Below are 16,772 nucleotides of genomic sequence, written 5' to 3'. Positions count from 1 at the left end.
TCGACCGGAATGACAGTACGACACAGGCGCGTTCGGGGCCAGAACGTACCGGTGTCACCGGTGTGGCGGTTACGAAAACGCCGCCCCACCTCTGTCAGTGCGCGGCCGCCTCCCAGGTGGCCCCCGCGCCGACCGAGACGTCCAGGGGCGCGCGCAGGGTGACCGCGCCCGCCATCTCACGGCGCACAAGCTCCTCAACCTGCGCACGCTCCCCCGGCGCGACCTCCAGCACGATCTCGTCGTGCACCTGGAGCAGCATCCGCGAGGACAGCTCCTCGCGGGCCAGCGCCTCGTCCACCCGGAGCATCGCGATCTTCACAATGTCGGCGGCGGTGCCCTGGATCGGGGCGTTGAGCGCCATGCGCTCCGCCATCTCGCGGCGCTGCCGGTTGGAGCTGGTCAGGTCGGGGAGATAGCGGCGGCGGCCGAGCAGCGTCTCGGTGTATCCGATGGCCGTGGCCTCCGCCACCACGCGCTGGAGGTAGTCGCGCACGCCGCCGAACCGCTCGAAGTACGTGTCCATCAGCTTCCGCGCCTCCCCGTCGGAGATGGACAGTTGCTGGGAGAGCCCGAACGCCGAGAGCCCGTAGGCCAGTCCGTAGCTCATGGCCTTGATCTTGCGCCGCATCTCGGCGTCCACCTGGTCCTTGGCGACGGTGAACACCTGGGCCGCGACGGTGGTGTGCAGGTCCTCGCCGGAGGTGAACGCCTCGATCAGGCCGGCGTCCTCGGACAGGTGCGCCATCACGCGCAGCTCGATCTGGCTGTAGTCGGCGGTCAGCAGGGTCTCGTAGCCCTCGCCGACGACGAACCCGCCCCGGATCGCCCGCCCCTCGTCGGTGCGGACCGGGATGTTCTGCAGGTTGGGGTCGGTGGAGGACAGGCGGCCGGTGGCGGCCACGGTCTGCTGGAACGTCGTGTGGATCCGGCCGTCGGAGGCGATCGTCTTGATCAGCCCCTCGACCGTGGTCCGCAGCCGCGCCTGCTCACGGTGGCGCAGCATGATCACCGGCAGCTCGTGCTCGGTCTGCGCGGCCAGCCAGGTCAGGGCGTCGGCGTCCGTGGTGTAGCCGGTCTTGGTGCGCTTGGTCTTCGGCAGGCCCAGCTCGCCGAACAGCACCTCCTGGAGCTGCTTGGGCGAGCCCAGGTTGAACTCGTGGCCGACGGAGGCGTGCGCCTCGGTCACGGCCTGCTGCACGGCGGCGGCGAACTGCTGCTCCAGGCGCTCCAGATGGGCGCGGTCCGCCGCGATCCCGGCGCGCTCCATGCGGGCCAGCAGCGCGGAGGTGGGCAGCTCCAGGTCGTCCAGCAGCCCGTCGGCACCGACGTCGGCCAGCCGGGTCCGGAACATGTCGCCCAGGTCGAGGATCGCGCGGGCCTGGCGCATCAGCGTCTCGGCCTCGGCCGTGTCGTCCGCGCCGAACGCCAACTGTCCGCTGTCGTCGGCCGCCCGGTCCAGCTCGCGGCCGAGGAACTCCACGCTCAGCGCGTCCAGCGCGAAGGAGCGGCGGCCGGGCTGCACCAGGTACGCGGCCAGCGCGGTGTCCATCTGGATCCCGGCCACCCGCCAGCCGTGCTCGGCGAACACGCGCTGCACACCCTTGGCGTTGTGCAGGACCTTGGGCCGCGCGGCGTCGGCGGACCACTCCGCGAACGCCCGCTCGTCCGCCTCGTCCAGGGCCGCCGGGTCGAACCAGGCCGCCGGCCCGTCGCCGGCGGCCAGCGCCACCGCGTGGACGCTGCCCGCGCCCAGCTTCCAGTCGTCGCGGGTCGCCAGGCCCAGCGGCCCGCCGCCGTGCTCGGCCAGCCAGGGCGCCAGGCCGCCGGCCGTCAGCACCGTGCCGGCCAGCTCCGGGCCCTCCCCGGCGGCGACGGGCTCGCCCTCGGCGCCGGGGTCCACGGCGAACAGCCGCTCGCGGAGATTCGGGTTCCGGAATTCGAGGGCGTCCAGCAGGACCGTCAGCCCGGCCATGTCGTAGGGCTCGCGAGCGAGATCGGCCGGGCCGCAGCCCAGGTCCACGTCCCGCGAGAGCTCGGTGAGGATCCGGTTCAGCTTGACGGACTCCAGGTGGGCGCGGAGGTTCTCCCCCGCCTTCCCCTTGACCTCGTCCGCGCGCTCGACGAGCTCGTCGAGGGACCCGAACTGGTTGATCCACTTGGCGGCCGTCTTCTCCCCCACGCCCGGGATGCCCGGCAGATTGTCCGAGGGGTCGCCGCGCAGCGCCGCGAAGTCCGGGTACCTGGCGGGCGGCAGGCCGTACTTCTCCTGCACCTTCTCCGGGGTGAAGCGCGTCAGCTCCGAGACGCCCTTCGTCGGATAGAGAACGGTGACCCGGTCCCCCACGAGCTGGAAGGCGTCCCGGTCGCCGGTCACGATCGACACCTGGAAACCCTCGTCCGCGGCGCGGGTGGCCAGCGTGGCGATCACGTCGTCCGCCTCGTAGCCCTCGATCGCGAACCGCCGCACGCGCATGGCGTCCAGCAGCTCGCCGATCAGCTCCACCTGCCCCTTGAACTCGTCGGGTGTGGCCGATCTCGTCGCCTTGTACTCCGAGAACCGCTCGGAGCGCCACGTCACCCGTGACACGTCGAACGCGACCGCGAGATGCGTCGGCGCCTCGTCACGCAGCGTGTTCGCCAGCATGGAGGTGAAGCCGTAGATCGCGTTCGTCGGCTGGCCGACCGCGGTCGTGAAGTTCTCCGCGGGCAACGCGAAGAAGGCCCGGTACGCCAGTGAATGTCCGTCCAGCAGGAGCAGGCGCGGTGCGGTGGTCGTCTGCGATGCGTTCTCAGCCACGTGCCCGATCCTGCCACGGACCACTGACACTCCCCGCCCGCCGTGCGACGATCGCTGCCATGCCAGCGAAGCCGCCCGCCGCCGACCCCGTCCAGGACGCGCCCGTCACCACCGGTCCCGAGCACGCCGCCGCGGGCGTCTCCGCGATCGGGCACGCGATGAAGACCGCGCAGCGGCAGATGGGGGTGCGCCGCACCGCGCTGACCCTGCTCCGGGTGAACCAGCCCGGCGGCTTCGACTGTCCCGGCTGCGCCTGGCCGGAGCCCGCGGAGCCGGGCACCGCGGAGTTCTGCGAGAACGGCGCCAAGGCCGTCGCCGAGGAGGCCACGCTCCGCCGCGTCACCCCGGAGTTCTTCGAGCGGCACACCGTCGACGACCTGGCCGGCCGCTCCGGGTACTGGCTCGGCCAGCAGGGCCGGCTCACCCACCCCATGTATCTGCCGGAGGGCGCCGACCGGTACGAACCCGTCGGCTGGGACCGCGCGTTCGACCTGATCGCCGACGAACTGTGCGCCCTGGCCTCGCCCGACGAGGCCGTCTTCTACACCTCGGGCCGCACGAGCAACGAGGCGGCGTTCCTCTACCAGCTCTTCGCCCGGGAGTTCGGCACGAACAACCTGCCGGACTGCTCCAACATGTGCCATGAGTCCTCCGGCTCCGCCCTCACCGAGACGCTGGGCGTCGGCAAGGGCAGCGTGCTGCTGGAGGACCTCTACCGGGCGGACCTCATCATCGTCGCCGGGCAGAACCCGGGCACCAACCACCCGCGCATGCTCACCGCCCTGGAGAAGGCCAAGGCCGCCGGCGCGAAGATCATCACGGTCAACCCGCTGCCCGAGGCCGGAATGGAGCGGTTCAAGAACCCGCAGACGGCGCGCGGCCTGGCCGGCGGCGGCACCCCGCTGACCGACCTCTTCCTCCAGATCCGGCTGGGCGGCGACCAGGCCCTCTTCCGGCTGCTCAACAAGCTGGTCATCAACCGCGGCGGCGCCATCGACGCCCCGTTCATCCGCCGCCACACCACGGGTTTCGAGGAGTTCGCCGCCGCCGCGCGCGCGGCCGACTGGGAGGAGACCCGGCGGGCCACCGGCCTGTCCCGCACCGACATCGAACGCGCGCTGGCCATGATCCTTGCCTCGCGCCGCATCATCGTGTGCTGGGCCATGGGCCTCACCCAGCACAAGCACGCCGTGCCCACCATCAAGGAGATCGTCAACTTCCTTCTGCTGCGCGGCAACATCGGCCGTCCGGGCGCCGGGGTCTGCCCCGTGCGCGGCCACTCCAACGTGCAGGGCGACCGCACCATGGGCATCACGGAGAAGCCGGCCCCCGCGTTTCTCGACGCGCTCGCCGGGGAGTTCGGCTTCGACCCGCCCCGCGAGCCCGGCCTGGACGTGGTCGACTCCATCCGCGCGCTGCGCGACGGCCGAGTCGGCGTCTTCTTCGCCATGGGCGGAAACTTCGTGGCCGCCTCCCCCGACACCGCCGTCACCGAGGACGCCATGCGCCGCGCGCGGCTGACCGTGCACGTCTCCACCAAGCTCAACCGCTCGCACTGCGTCACCGGCGCGCGGGCCCTGATCCTGCCCACCCTGGGCCGCACCGAGCGCGATGTGACGGCCGCCGGGCCGCAGTTCGTCACCGTGGAGGACTCCATGGGCATGGTGCACGCGTCCCGGGGCCGCCTCAAGCCGGCCGGCCCGCACCTGCTGTCCGAGCCGGCCATCGTCTGCCGGCTCGCCCGCCGCGTCCTCGGCGAGTTGAGCACCACGCCCTGGGCCGAGTTCGAAAACGACTACCGCGCCGTCCGCGAGCGCATCGCGCGCGTCGTCCCCGGCTTCGCCGACTTCGAGACCCGCGTCGCCCGGCCGGGCGGCTTCGCGCTGCCGCACGCCCCGCGCGACGAGCGGCGCTTCCCCACCGCGTCCGGCAAGGCCCACTTCACCGCCGCGCCCGTCGAGTACCCGGCCGTCCCCGAGGGCCGCCTGCTGTTGCAGACGCTGCGCTCGCACGACCAGTACAACACCACCGTCTACGGCCTCGACGACCGCTACCGCGGCATCACCGGCGGCCGGCGCGTCGTCCTGGTCCACCCCGCGGACGCCCGTGAACTCGGCCTGGCCGACGGCTCGTACACCGACCTCACCAGCGAGTGGACCGACGGCACCGAGCGCACCGCGCCCGGCTTCCGCGTCGTCCACTACCCGACCGCGCGCGGCTGCGCCGCCGCCTACTACCCCGAGACGAACGTCCTGGTCCCGCTCGACGCCACCGCCGACACCAGCAACACCCCCGCCAGCAAGTCCCTGGTGATCCGCCTCACCCCGACCACCGCCCCATGACCGGACCTGATAGAACGCTCCCCATGGGTGAGCGCACCAGCACACAGTTCCCGCCGCACATCATCGACCAGTGGGCCGGGCTCGGCTTCGACCTGCCGGCCCTGTTCTCCGCCGGTCACCTCGGTGAACGGCTCGGCATCCGGATCCTGGAGGCCTCCCCGGAGCGCGTCGTCGGCACGCTCCCTGTCGAGGGCAACACGCAGCCCTACGGCCTGCTGCACGGCGGCGCCTCGGCCGCGCTCGCGGAGACGCTCGCCTCCGTCGGGGCGATGCTCCACGCCGGCCCCAACAAGATCGCCGTCGGCGTCGACCTCAACTGCACCCACCACCGCGGCGTCCGCTCCGGCACCGTGACCGGCGTCGCCACCCCGGCGCACACCGGCCGCACCTCGGCCACCTACGACATCACCATCACCGACGAGCGCGGCAAGCGCGTCTGCACCGCCCGCCTCACCAGCGCCCTGCGCCCCGCCGCCGGCCAGCAGCAGGCGGCGGAGCCCACGGCGCCCGTTTCCCCTACTCCGTGACCTCGCCCAGATAGGCGGCCCGCACCCGTGGGTGGGACAGCAGCGCCGACGCCTCGTCGGCCATCACCACCTCGCCGGTCTCCAGGACATAGCCGCGGTCGGCCAGTTGCAGCGCCTGGGCCGCGTTCTGCTCGACGAGCAGCAACGTGGTCCCCTGTGCGTTGATCTCCTTCAGGATTTCGAAGATCTGCTGCACGATCAGCGGCGCCAGGCCCATCGACGGCTCGTCCAGCAGCAGCAGTTCGGGCTTCCCCATCAGCGCGCGGCCGATGGCCAGCATCTGCTGCTCGCCGCCCGACAGGGTGCCGCTGATCTGCTTGCGCCGCTCCGCCAGCACCGGGAAGAGGGAGAACACCCGGTCCAGGTCCGCCGGATCGGGCCGCTTCAAGCGGTACGCGCCCATGCGCAGGTTCTCCAGTACGGACATCCGGGCGAACACCCGCCGCCCCTCGGGCACATGCCCGATGCCGAACTGCACCAGCTCGTGCGACTTGATGCCGTCCACCCGCTCGCCGCGCAGCAGCACCTCGCCCGAGCGCGGCGCCAGCATGCCGGAAGCCGCCTTCAGCGTCGTGGACTTGCCCGCGCCGTTGGCGCCGAGCAGCGCCACGACCTCGCCCTCGGCCACCGTCAGGCTGACGCCCTTGAGCGCCTCGATGGCGCCGTAGAACACGTGCAGGTCCCGCAGTTCCAGCAGCGGCGCGGCTGCCGCGTCCGCCGGCTCGGCGGCCGGGCCCGGCTCCTTGTCCAGTCCCACGCTCACGCCCGGTCCTCCTCGTCCGACTCAACGGCCCCGTCTCCGGGCTCCCCGGCCGCGCCGGCCTCCTCGGCCTCTCGCGCCTCCGCCTCCGCGGCTTCGGCCTCCGCGGCCTCGGCCTGTTCGGCCACCACGCCCGCGACCACGGCCCGGTCCTCCTCCGCCGCGGCGCCCAGATACGCCTCGATGACGGCCGGGTCCTGCTGCACCTCGGCCGGCGTGCCCTCGGCGATCTTCCGGCCGAAGTTCAGCACGACCACCCGGTCGGCCACCGACATCACCAGCCGCATGTCGTGCTCGATCAGCAGCACGCTGACGGACAGGTCCCGGTTGATCCGCCGGATCAGCGTCTCCAGGTCCCGCTTCTCCGTGGGGTTGGTGCCCGCGGCCGGCTCGTCCAGCAGCAGCAGTTCCGGCTTGGTGGCCAGCGCCCGCGCGATCTCCAGCCGCCGCTGCTCGCCGTAACTCAGCGACGACGCCAGCTCGTTCAGCCGGTGCCCAAGCCCGACGAACGACAGCACCTCGTGCGCCTGCCGGTCGCTCTCCCGCTCGTCGCGCCGCGCGTTCGGCAGCCCGAGCATGATCGAGATGGGATCCGTCTTCTGCCGGGTCTCCACCGCGATCTTCACGTTCTCCAGCACGGTCAGCGCGCCGAACAGCCGGATGTTCTGGAACGTCCGCGCCACGCCGAGCCGGCTGGCCTTGTGCGGCTTCCGCCCGCGCAGCTCGAACTCGCCGCCCGCGCGCGGCCGGAACGTGATGCTTCCCTCCTGCGGCACATACGCGCCGGTCAGCGAGTTGAACAGCGAGGTCTTCCCCGCGCCGTTCGGGCCGATGACCGCCAGGATCTCGCCCCGCGCCATCCGCAGCGCCACGCCGTCCAGGCTCGTCAGACCGCCGAACCGCAGCGTCACCCCGGACGCCTCCAGCACATCGCCGGCGGCCTGCTTCGTCAGCGCGGCCTCCTCGCGCATCTCGGTCGTCATCCCTGCGCACCTCCCGGCTGCGCGCCCAGGGCATCGGCGTGCCCGGAGCCCTCCTCGGCCATCCGCAGCTCCCGTTGCCGGCGCCGCGACGGCAGCAGCCCCTGCGGCCGGTAGATCATCATGACCACCAGCAGGCCACCCAGGTACATATAGCGGTCCTGGGCGTCCACGGTGTCCCGCAGATACTCGGGCAGCCACACCAGCATCGCCGTGCCCAGCAGCACGCCCGGGAGGGACCCCATACCGCCGAACACCACATAGGACAGCGCCAGCACCGACAGCAGCACCACGAACATCTCGGAGTTGATGAACCCGAGCTTGCTCGCGTAGATCACGCCCGCGATGCCGGAGGTGGAGGCGCCGATCGCGAACGCCAGCAGCTTGAACCGGACGGTGTCCACGCCCGTCGCCGCCGCCGCGACCTCGTCCTCGCGGATCGCGGTCCAGGCCCGGCCGACACGCGAGTGTTCAAGTCGCATGAACAGCACCAACACCACGACCACAAAGCCCAGTTGCAGCCAGTAGTAGGGCTGCGGATCAAGTCCCCACTCGTACGACCAGAACCCGAGATCCACCGAGAACCGGTCGGACTGCGCACCGCGCGGGCCGCCCGTGAACTCCGTCCAGTTCTTCGCCGTCAGGTACACGATCTCGTGGAAGCCGAGCGTCACGATCGCCAGGTAGTCGCCGCGCAGCCGCAGCGTCGGCGCGCCCAGCAGCACGCCCGCGATGAGACAGGTGAGCACCGCCACCGGGATCACCAGGAAGTTGTTCAGCTCCACCGGCGGCTCCACCGGCAGCCCGCCGGTCCAGAACGCCGCGCTGTACGCCCCGATCGCGAAGAACGCGATGAAGCCCAGGTCGAGCATCCCGGCCCAGCCGACGACCACGTTCAGACCGATGGCCACCAGCACGAACATGCCGATCTGGTCGACCAGCACCTGCTGCCAGAACGTCGACACCATCAGCGGCAGCACGATGAGGAAGCCCAGCAGCGCCAGCGTCGACGTGCCGCGCAGCCACCGGTGCAGGCGCAGTGCCTCGGCGGCCAGCCGCACCAGCTTGCCCAGCACCGCGGGCAGCCACACCAGCGTCGACCCCACCGTGAAGCCGTTCGCCGGCAGGATGTCCGCGCGTTGCGACACGGGCCGGACCGCTTCCTCCTTGACGCGGGAGGTGTACCGGCCGATCAGCTCGTGCGCGAACTCGCGTATCAGCCAGATCCCGGCGGCCAGCCCCAGCCAGCCCCACAGCGCGCCACCGGAGAAGTTCTCCTCCAGCGCGTAGAAGAGGTCGCCGCGCTCGCCCTGCACGCCGGTGACCTGCGCCATCACCACCGCGGTGACCAGCAGCGCCAGCAGCCTGCGCCACCGCGGCTGCTGGTACCACGCCTTCTGCCGCAGCCGCGCCGCGGAGGGCGGCTTGCGGACGGATACCTGCGCCGCGCTCATGCCGTCCTCCCCACGCGCTCGCCGAGAATGCCGGTCGGCCGGAACATGAGCACCAGCACCAGGACGGTGAAGCCGCCCACGTACCGCCAGGCGTCACCCCAGATTTCCACCGTGAACGACTCGACCACGCCCAGCGTCAGTCCGCCCAGCATCGCGCCGCGCACGTTGCCGATGCCGCCGAGCACCGCCGCCGCGAACGCCGTGATGCCCGGCAGGAAGCCCATGGTGAACTCGACCTGGAGGTTGGTGCCGAACAGGAATCCGGCCACGCCGCCCATCAGGCCGCCCAGCACGAAGGTCCGCGACACCACCTTGTCGATGTTCACGCCCATCAGCGAGGCCACCTCGGGGTCCTGCGCCACCGCGCGGATACCCGAACCCAGCTTGGTGCGGTTCACCACGAAATCCACCGTCAGCAGCATCGCCACCGCGGTACCCAGGATCAGGAGCTGCGTCACGCTGACCGAGGCCCCGAAGATCTCGAAGACCCGCTTGTTCTCGTACATCGTCGGCATCGGCAGCGGATAACGCCCGAACAGCTTGCCCGCCAGGTTGTAGAGAAAGAATGACGCGCCGATCGCCGTGATCAGAAAGACCAGCCGTGGCGCGTTGCGCCTGCGAAGCGGTAGATATGCCGCCTTCTCCAGACCAAAGGCGACCAAACCGCCCAGTGCGGCGCCGCCGAGAATACCCAGCAGAACATAGAGCACCGACTGCATGCCGGACGGATCGGCGGCCGGTTCGAAGATGGTCAGGGCGATGACGCCCCCGAATCCCCCGGCCATGAACACCTCGCTGTGCGCGAAGTTCAGGAGCTGGAGAACACCGTAGACAAGCGTGTAACCAATGGCGATGACGGCGTACAACGAGCCGAGCACCACACCCAGGACAACTACGTCCCAGATATCGGAAAGGGACATGGACTGACTTCCTTGTGGGGACGGGCGGCAAGGGGCTGACCGGCCGGCGGCGCGGGGCGGATCGCGCCCCGCCCGCCGCCGGCGAACGTCGGCCTCAGCCGCCGACCAGCTCCTCGATACCGCCGAGGTAGGTGCGCGCGTCGCCCTCGACCTGGTACATGAAGATGGCGGTGTTGGTGAACTCACCGTTCTCGTCGAAGGAGAACGTCTTGGTCAGGCCCTCGTACTCGCCCCCGGCCAGCGCCTGGTAGAGCGACTCGCGGCTGACGTCCCCGCCGAGCCCGGCGATGGCGTCGATGATCATGTTGGCCACGTCGTAGGACTCGGCCGAGTAGGTGCCCGGCGCGTTGCCGTACTCGCTCTCGTAGGTCTCCGCGAACGCCGCGGTGGCCTCGTCCTCGCTGGCGTCGGTGCACGGGCAGGTCAGGTACCAGCCCTCGACCGCGTCACCGGCCAGGTTGATCAGCTCGTCGTCGTTCGAGCCGTCGCCCGAGATCCCGATGCCGTCGAAGCCGGCCTCGCTCAGCCGCGTCGCGAAGGGCGCCAGCGCCTGGTAGTAACCCGCGTAGATGAGCGCGTCCGCACCGGAGTCCACCACCGTGTTGGCGGCACCGCCGTAGTCGACCGTGTCCGCGGGCACGCTCTCGCTGAGCACCTCCAGCCCGGCGGCCTCCAGCTCCGCCTTGGCCACCTCGGACAGGCCCTCGCCGTACGGCGTGACGTCGTCGATCACCATGACGCTCTCGACGCCGTCCTGGGCGGCCAGGAAGTCCGCCATGGCCAGGCCCTGGGCGTTGTCGTTGGGCACCGCGCGCAGGAACGTGGCGAACTTGCCGCCCTCGGTCAGCGACGGGTCGGTCGCCGAGGAGGACACCGCCGGCATCCCGGCCTGGGCGTACAGCGGCGCGGCCACGTTGGCCGGGCCCGAGAACGCCGGGCCGATCACCGCGACCACGTCCTGGTCGTCGATGGCGCTCTGCGCCGCCGCGGTGGCCTGGGTCTCCGACCCCTGGTCGTCCGCCGCGACGTACTCAATGGTGAAGTCGTAATCGCCGCTCTCGTTGGCCTCCTTGATGGCCAACTGGATGCCGTTTTGCATATTCTCGCCGAGCGCGACGTTGTCGCCGGACAGCGGACCCTGGTAAGCGATCTTGTAAGTGGTACCGCCCCCGGAGCCGTCGCCGCCTTCGTCGTCACTACCGCAAGCGGTGAGCACGAGCGCGCCGAGGGCGACGGGTATCGCGAGCCTCACGATGGACTTGTTGAGCACTTCGAAAACCCCCTGGAGCGAACCCAGTGATGTCGTCACCGCACAGCTCCCATGTGCATACGGCACACCGGTGCGGCGTGCAGCGGAATCTATTGCCACGCAAGCTTCACGAACACACCGTCGCGACAGATGTGATCGCCTCGTGACCTGCGGCACATGCCGGAAACAGAACACGCGTGACCGGTGAGCGGACGATCCCACCAAGATCCACTCAACCCGGACCGGCGAATTTCCAGGCAAGAAGAACGCGCCCGGGACGGGGTCCCGGGCGCGCTCTGACCGCTTTTGGGGCGAATTAACAGACAGTTAACTCCAGTGGGAAACCTTTGCAGTTACGACAGATTCCGCCTACTTCTGCTGCTGCTTCTGCCGCTTCTCCTCCGCGTCCTGGATCACGGCTTCCGCGACCTGGTGCATGGACAGCCGGCGGTCCATCGAGGTCTTCTGGATCCACCGGAAGGCGGCGGGCTCGGTGAGCCCGTACTGGGTCTGGAGAACGCTCTTGGCCCGGTCCACCAGCTTGCGGGTCTCCAGCCGCTGCGCGAGGTCGGCGACCTCCTTGGAGAGCGTCCTGAGCTCGTTGAACCGGGAGACGGCGATCTCGATGGCCGGAACCACGTCGCTCTTGCTGAACGGCTTCACCAGGTAGGCCATGGCCCCGGCGTCCCGGGCCCGCTCGACCAGGTCGCGCTGCGAGAAGGCCGTCAGCATGAGCACCGGCGCGATGCTCTCCCCGGCGATCTTCTCGGCGGCGGAGATGCCGTCCATGACGGGCATCTTGACATCGAGGATCACCAGGTCGGGGCGCAGCTCCCGGGCGAGCTCCACGGCCCGCTCCCCGTCGCCCGCCTCGCCGACGACGGTGTACCCCTCCTCCTCCAGCATCTCTTTCAGGTCGAGCCGGATGAGGGCCTCGTCCTCGGCGATGACGACGCGGGTGGTGTTCGGCGGGACATGAGCGGCCTCCGCCGCCTCGGCGATGGGCTCATCAGGGACGTCGGGGGTGCTCACGATGCTCCTCGTTTCCTGCCAGATGGGGCACCCACGAGAGTACCTATCTGCGGTATCTTTGAGGCACCGAGGGGTTAAACTCGCCTTCGGAATGCAGGAGCTCCGGTAGCCCAACCGGTAGAGGCGATACCCTCAAAAGGTATTAAGTGTGGGTTCGAATCCCACCCGGGGCACTCCGCCTTCAATTCAAAGGTTGCCGTCTCGACGCCCGATTGTCACGCGTTGAGGTGAGCGCATCCGGCAGGGCCCCGCGGCGTACCGCGGGGCCGTTGTTCGTCACGTCACTGCTGGGGCAGCGTCGCGCCGGGGACCTCGTACTCCTGGCGGCGGCCGCACATGCCGTAACCCGCCTCCCGGGTGGGGCCGGTACTGGTCACCCTCGCCTGCCACAGGTGCGCCGGGTCGGCCTTCTCCAGGGCGTCCAGCACCGCGCCGGTGGCCTGGGCCGCTGCCAGGGCGCCCTGGCGCCAGCGGTCGCGCCAGGCGGCGACGCGGGGGGCCACCAGGCGGGCCGCGGCGCGGTGGAAGTCGCGCAGCGGTTCGGGATCACCCTGGCTGAGCGCCTCCCGCAGGACGAGGTAGCCCTCGACGGCGAGATCCCGCCGCCGGTGCGCGGCGGCGTCGGCCGCCGGGCCCTCCTTGGCGGGGAGGGCCGCGGCCTCGGCGTACCGGTCGGGGTCGGCCAGGATCTCGGCGGGGAAGGTGAAGACGGCGTCGCCGGCCTCCGGCAGGCCGCTGTTCTGCATGAGCACGGTGATGCGCAGCGCGCCGTCGCCGTTGATCATGCGGTGCACAGTGCCGGGGGTGAACCAGGCCACGGCGCCCGGGTGGAGGGGTGTCTCGGTGTAGCCGTCGGGGGTGAGGGTCTGGACGGCCCCCTCTCCCGCGGTGACGACGTACGCCTCGGCGCAGGCCAGGTGCATGTGCGGGCTGCCGCCCCGGACGCCGTCGGCGGCCGGCCAGTCGTAGGCGCTGATGTGGGAGAGCCCGACGGCGCCGGGCAGGGGGTTGTCCATGGGGTCACCAGCCGTGGTTCTTGAGGTACTGCTCGGCGCGTTCGCTGTCCCAGGCACCGTCGGCGACGACGACGCGGTAGCGGTAGAAGAACGACTCACCCGGGGCGAGTTCGAACTCCTCGAAGAACGCCCAGGAGAACGCGATGGTCGGGATCGGCTCGGACCGGACGAACCAGTGCGAGGGGTGGATGGCCGATTCGCCGCTGTTCTCGGGGGCGTGCGCGAACAGGAGGGTCGAGTGGGCGTCGTTGTCGTCGTGTTCGGCGACGATGCCGGCCCAGGGCGCGTCGGCGGCCGGGGTGCCCATCGTCTCCTGGTCCGTGCTGGCGCCGCCCGGGGTGATCACCGTGCCGCCGGTGAAGTCGCGGGGACCGCGCCACTGGAGGCCGGTGTAGCCGGCCATCTCGCGGCCGGCGGTGGTGGGGCTGCCGAAGTGCAGTGGTTCGCCACGGGTGTTGGTGAGGTGGATCGTCCAGTCCAGGGCCCAGGCGCCCTCGTCGGGCTCGGCCGAGTGGAGCGTGAGGGTGCGCTCTTCACGTGCCCACTCCTGGCCGCCGTTGTTGATCCAGGTCAGGTCCTCGGTGATCTCGACGCGGTCGTCGCCGGCGTCGAGCCGGGGGAAGCCGTCGTGCCGCATCGAGCCGACGCGTTCTGGGATGCGCTGATAACCCTGGCCGTGGATATAGGAGTTGCCGCCCCAGAAGTTCTGCTCGGACAGGTGACTGGCCGTCATCTGGAGGCCCTTGTGCCAGCGGTGGTCGTTCGGGCGGTAGCCGGTGACGACGTTGCCGGAGAGGGTGCGCAGCGGATGGGCGTAGGGCTTGCGGGACTCGAAGGGCTCGGGGTCGGGTCGGTAGACGTAGGACAGGATCTCGGTGGTGCCGGCGGTGACGGCGATGCGTTCGCCGTGGGTGTGGACGACGGTGAGCCGAGCGGTCACTGCTCCTCCTTCGGAGCCCAGTCGGGGTGGTTGCCGTGCATGGCGGAGTAATAGGGGTCGCCCTCGGTGATCTCCCCGGCGTGCACGGGGCGGCCGGTGAAGGCGGCCTTGTAGAGGGCGGCGTTGAACTCAAGGGTGCGGCGGGCGTCGGCGCCGCTGCCCGGCGGCCGGGTGCCGGCGCGTATCGCGGCGAGCACACCGGCGAGTTGGGCGGCGTGCGAGCTGGGCTCGTCGGCGGCCGGGGTGCGCCAGCGCGTGACGCGCGCGTCGTCGTCCAAGCCCGGGCGCGCGGTGTAGACCCAGTCGTCGTTGCGGTGGCCGTAGAGGTGGGTCAGCTCGACGGTCGCCTCGGCGCAGTCGATGCGGATGCGGCTGACCTCGTCCGGGGACAGCACGCTGTTGACGACCGTGGCCACGGCTCCGTTCACGAAGCGGACCAGCGCGGTGGAGACGTCCTCGCTCTCGACGTCGTGCACGAGGCGGGCGGCCATGGCGCGGATCTCGGTCCAGTCGCCGAGGAGGTGGAGCAGCAGGTCGGTCTGGTGAATGCCGTGGCCCATGGTGGGGCCGCCGCCCTCGGTGGCCCACCGGCCGCGCCAGGGGACGGCGTAGTAGGCGGTGTCCCGGTACCAGGTGGTCTGGCAGTGCGCCACGCGGGGCTCGCCCAGCTCGCCGGAGTCCAGGAGCGCGCGGGCGTGAACGGTGCCGGAGCCGTAACGGTGCTGGGCGACGACGGCGGCGTAGGGGCCGCCCTCCCGCTCGGCGGCGGCGATCTCGTCGAACTCGGCCAGCGACAGGCACAGCGGCTTCTCGCACCACACCCACGCGCCGGCGCGCAGCGCGGCGAGGGCCTGCTCGCGGTGGAGGGAGGGCGGGGTGCCGATGAGAACGAGGTCGGGGCGCTCGGAGTCGAGCATGGTGGCGAGGTCGGTGTAGCCGGTGGGGTCACCGACGCCGTCGGCGGCCCGGGCCAGCTCGTGGAAGGCGGCGAGGCGGCCGGGGTCGATGTCGACGGCCGCGACGAGTTCCACCTCGGCGGCGTGGGCGGCGAGCGCGGAGAGATGGCCGCCGCTGACGATGGCACCGGTGCCGACGACGGCGGCGCGGATGCGGGATTCAGCCATGTGGTGTGCGACTCCTGGCTGGGTGACGTGTGCTGTGCTGGGTGACGTGTGTAGTAAGCGCTTTCAGCGAAAGCGGCTTCAGCCAACCACGCGGGGCACGACATGACAAGAGGCGCCGTGCGGGCCACCCGGCCCGCGCGACGCCCTGGTCACGGAAGACGTCAGCTCGGGGAGTCGTCCTCGCCGACGTGGTGCACGCGCACGAGATTGGTGGTGCCGGGGGTCGCGGGCGGCGAACCCGCGGTCATCACCACGATCTCGCCCTTGTTGCAACGGCCGATGCGCAGCAACTGCTCGTCCATCTGCGCCACCATCTCGTCGGTGGTCCGCACGGTGGGCACGAGATACGTCTCGACGCCCCAGGTGAGGGTGAGCTGGGCGTGCGTGGCCGGGTCGGGGGTGAACGCGACCACCGGGATCGGCGAGCGGTACCGGGAGAGCCGGCGCGCGGTGTCGCCGCTCTGTGTGAAGGCCACCAGCAGCTTGGCGTTCAGGAAGTCGCCGATCTCGGCGGCGGCCCGGGCCACCGCGCCGCCCTGGGTGCGGGGCTTGCTGCCCTCGGCCAGCGGGGACAGGCCCCGGGCCAGCAGCTCGTCCTCGGCGGCGGCGACGATCCGGCTCATGGTGCGGACGGTCTCGATCGGGTACCGGCCGACGCTGGTCTCGCCGGAGAGCATCACCGCGTCGGTGCCGTCCATCACGGCGTTGGCGACGTCGGACGCCTCGGCGCGGGTGGGCCGGGAGGACTCGATCATCGAGTCCAGCATCTGGGTGGCCACGATGACGGGCTTGGCGTTGCGCTTGGCCAGCTTGACGGCCCGCTTCTGCACCAGCGGGACCGCTTCGAGCGGGACCTCCACGCCCAGGTCGCCGCGGGCGACCATGATGCCGTCGAAGGCGTCGACGATGTCCTGGAGGTTCTCCTCGGCCTGCGGCTTCTCGATCTTGGCGATGACGGGGAGAAAGCGGCCCTCCTCCGCCATCACGCGGTGCACGTCCTTGATGTCGTCGCCGCTGCGCACGAAGGACAGCGCGATGATGTCCACGCCGGTGCGCAGGGCCCAGCGCAGGTCGTCGATGTCCTTGGTGGACAGGGCGGGCACCGAGACGGAGACGCCCGGGAGATTCAGGCCCTTGTGGTCGGAGACGAGCCCGCCCTCGATGACGCGGGTGCGCACGCGCGGGCCGTCCACGGCGATGACTTCGAGCGCGACGCGGCCGTCGTCGACGAGGATGCGTTCACCGGGGGCGACATCGGCGGCGAGTCCGGCATAGGTGGTCCCGCAGTGGTTCTGGTCGCCGGTGACATCTTCGGTGGTAATGGTGAATTCGTCCCCGTCCTCCAGGAGAACCGGGCCCTCGCGGAAGGCGCCGAGCCGGATCTTGGGTCCCTGGAGGTCGGCCAGAATTCCGATGCTGCGGCCCTTTTCCTGCGCGGCACGGCGCACGCGCTGGTACCGGAGTTCGTGCTCGCGGTGGGCGCCGTGGCTGAGGTTGAGACGGGCTACGTCCACTCCCGCCTCGACGAGCGCGACGATGCGCTCATATGAGTCAGTGGCAGGCCCAAGTGTGCAGACGATTTTGGCTCGGCGCATGGGCCAACCATATGAGTTACCAGCCAGTAGAGAGCT

13 protein-coding genes and 1 tRNA gene are annotated in these 16,772 nt (G+C 70.8%); 3 read left to right on the top strand and 11 right to left on the bottom strand.

Going from position 1 to position 16,772, the window contains the following annotated elements; translation table 11 throughout:
- Positions 1-94 precede the first annotated feature (94 nt).
- On the bottom strand, positions 95-2,797 hold the full coding sequence (gene polA, locus RM590_RS19140; RefSeq protein WP_311705843.1) for a DNA polymerase I: 2,703 nt from the start codon (positions 2,795-2,797) through the stop codon (positions 95-97).
- 59 nt (positions 2,798-2,856) lie between these two features.
- On the opposite strand from polA, the gene RM590_RS19135 reads away from it, so the two are divergent.
- A complete protein-coding gene (locus RM590_RS19135; RefSeq protein ID WP_311705842.1) occupies positions 2,857-5,139 on the top strand; it encodes an FdhF/YdeP family oxidoreductase in 2,283 nt (760 codons plus the stop codon).
- Positions 5,140-5,162: 23 nt separating this feature from the next.
- Positions 5,163-5,666, top strand: a complete 504-nt coding sequence (locus tag RM590_RS19130) for a PaaI family thioesterase (protein ID WP_311705841.1) — start codon at positions 5,163-5,165, stop codon at positions 5,664-5,666.
- On the opposite strand, the gene RM590_RS19125 is transcribed toward RM590_RS19130, so the two are convergent.
- The 6 genes from RM590_RS19125 to RM590_RS19100 all read right to left on the bottom strand — a co-directional run bounded on the left by RM590_RS19125 (position 5,656) and on the right by RM590_RS19100 (position 12,061).
- Positions 5,656-6,423 (bottom strand): ABC transporter ATP-binding protein, encoded by a 768-nt coding sequence (locus tag RM590_RS19125; RefSeq protein ID WP_311706022.1) that lies wholly within the window; start codon positions 6,421-6,423, stop codon positions 5,656-5,658. The genes RM590_RS19130 and RM590_RS19125 overlap by 11 nt on opposite strands.
- A gap of 2 nt (positions 6,424-6,425) precedes the next feature.
- Positions 6,426-7,409, bottom strand: coding sequence for an ABC transporter ATP-binding protein (locus tag RM590_RS19120; protein ID WP_311705840.1), 984 nt, complete (start codon positions 7,407-7,409; stop codon positions 6,426-6,428).
- Positions 7,406-8,860, bottom strand: a complete 1,455-nt coding sequence (locus tag RM590_RS19115; RefSeq protein ID WP_311705839.1) for a branched-chain amino acid ABC transporter permease — start codon at positions 8,858-8,860, stop codon at positions 7,406-7,408. Before RM590_RS19115 ends, RM590_RS19120 begins: the two co-directional genes overlap by 4 nt.
- Positions 8,857-9,780, bottom strand: a complete 924-nt coding sequence (locus RM590_RS19110; RefSeq protein WP_311705838.1) for a branched-chain amino acid ABC transporter permease — start codon at positions 9,778-9,780, stop codon at positions 8,857-8,859. Before RM590_RS19110 ends, RM590_RS19115 begins: the two co-directional genes overlap by 4 nt.
- A 94-nt stretch (positions 9,781-9,874) precedes the next feature.
- Positions 9,875-11,089 (bottom strand): branched-chain amino acid ABC transporter substrate-binding protein, encoded by a 1,215-nt coding sequence (locus tag RM590_RS19105; protein WP_311705837.1) that lies wholly within the window; start codon positions 11,087-11,089, stop codon positions 9,875-9,877.
- 309 nt (positions 11,090-11,398) lie between these two features.
- The gene (locus RM590_RS19100) at positions 11,399-12,061 is read right to left on the bottom strand and encodes an ANTAR domain-containing response regulator (RefSeq protein ID WP_311705836.1); all 663 of its coding nucleotides are present in this window, start codon (positions 12,059-12,061) and stop codon (positions 11,399-11,401) included.
- A gap of 99 nt (positions 12,062-12,160) precedes the next feature.
- On the opposite strand from RM590_RS19100, the gene RM590_RS19095 reads away from it, so the two are divergent.
- Positions 12,161-12,234, top strand: a tRNA-Leu gene (locus tag RM590_RS19095).
- A gap of 108 nt (positions 12,235-12,342) precedes the next feature.
- Here RM590_RS19095 and RM590_RS19090 read toward each other — a convergent pair.
- From RM590_RS19090 to pyk, 4 genes are all read right to left on the bottom strand, one after another.
- On the bottom strand, positions 12,343-13,077 hold the full coding sequence (locus RM590_RS19090; RefSeq protein WP_311705835.1) for a cupin domain-containing protein: 735 nt from the start codon (positions 13,075-13,077) through the stop codon (positions 12,343-12,345).
- Positions 13,078-13,081: 4 nt separating this feature from the next.
- Positions 13,082-14,017, bottom strand: a complete 936-nt coding sequence (locus RM590_RS19085; protein ID WP_311705834.1) for a DUF6807 domain-containing protein — start codon at positions 14,015-14,017, stop codon at positions 13,082-13,084.
- Positions 14,014-15,141: a Gfo/Idh/MocA family protein gene (locus RM590_RS19080; protein ID WP_311705833.1), complete on the bottom strand. Its 1,128-nt coding sequence runs from the start codon at positions 15,139-15,141 to the stop codon at positions 14,014-14,016. Before RM590_RS19080 ends, RM590_RS19085 begins: the two co-directional genes overlap by 4 nt.
- Before the next feature lie 161 nt (positions 15,142-15,302).
- Positions 15,303-16,736, bottom strand: coding sequence for a pyruvate kinase (pyk, locus tag RM590_RS19075; protein WP_311705832.1), 1,434 nt, complete (start codon positions 16,734-16,736; stop codon positions 15,303-15,305).
- Positions 16,737-16,772 lie beyond the last annotated feature (36 nt).

Origin of the sequence: Streptomyces litchfieldiae, assembly GCF_031845365.1 — a bacterium.
Taxonomy (GTDB): domain Bacteria; phylum Actinomycetota; class Actinomycetes; order Streptomycetales; family Streptomycetaceae; genus Streptomyces; species Streptomyces litchfieldiae.
This window is presented reverse-complemented; position numbering and strand designations above follow the sequence as displayed.

Excerpts from the sequence above, each read along its gene's own strand:
- RM590_RS19090 (WP_311705835.1), bottom strand. The coding sequence starts at position 13,077 with ATGGACAACCCCCTGCCCGGCGCCGTCGGGCTCTCCCACATCAGCGCC.
- pyk (WP_311705832.1), bottom strand. The coding sequence starts at position 16,736 with ATGCGCCGAGCCAAAATCGTCTGCACACTTGGGCCTGCCACTGACTCA.
- RM590_RS19120 (WP_311705840.1), bottom strand. The coding sequence starts at position 7,409 with ATGACGACCGAGATGCGCGAGGAGGCCGCGCTGACGAAGCAGGCCGCC.
- RM590_RS19130 (WP_311705841.1), top strand. The coding sequence starts at position 5,163 with ATGGGTGAGCGCACCAGCACACAGTTCCCGCCGCACATCATCGACCAG.
- RM590_RS19110 (WP_311705838.1), bottom strand. The coding sequence starts at position 9,780 with ATGTCCCTTTCCGATATCTGGGACGTAGTTGTCCTGGGTGTGGTGCTC.
- RM590_RS19115 (WP_311705839.1), bottom strand. The coding sequence starts at position 8,860 with ATGAGCGCGGCGCAGGTATCCGTCCGCAAGCCGCCCTCCGCGGCGCGG.
- RM590_RS19080 (WP_311705833.1), bottom strand. The coding sequence starts at position 15,141 with ATGGCTGAATCCCGCATCCGCGCCGCCGTCGTCGGCACCGGTGCCATC.
- RM590_RS19135 (WP_311705842.1), top strand. The coding sequence starts at position 2,857 with ATGCCAGCGAAGCCGCCCGCCGCCGACCCCGTCCAGGACGCGCCCGTC.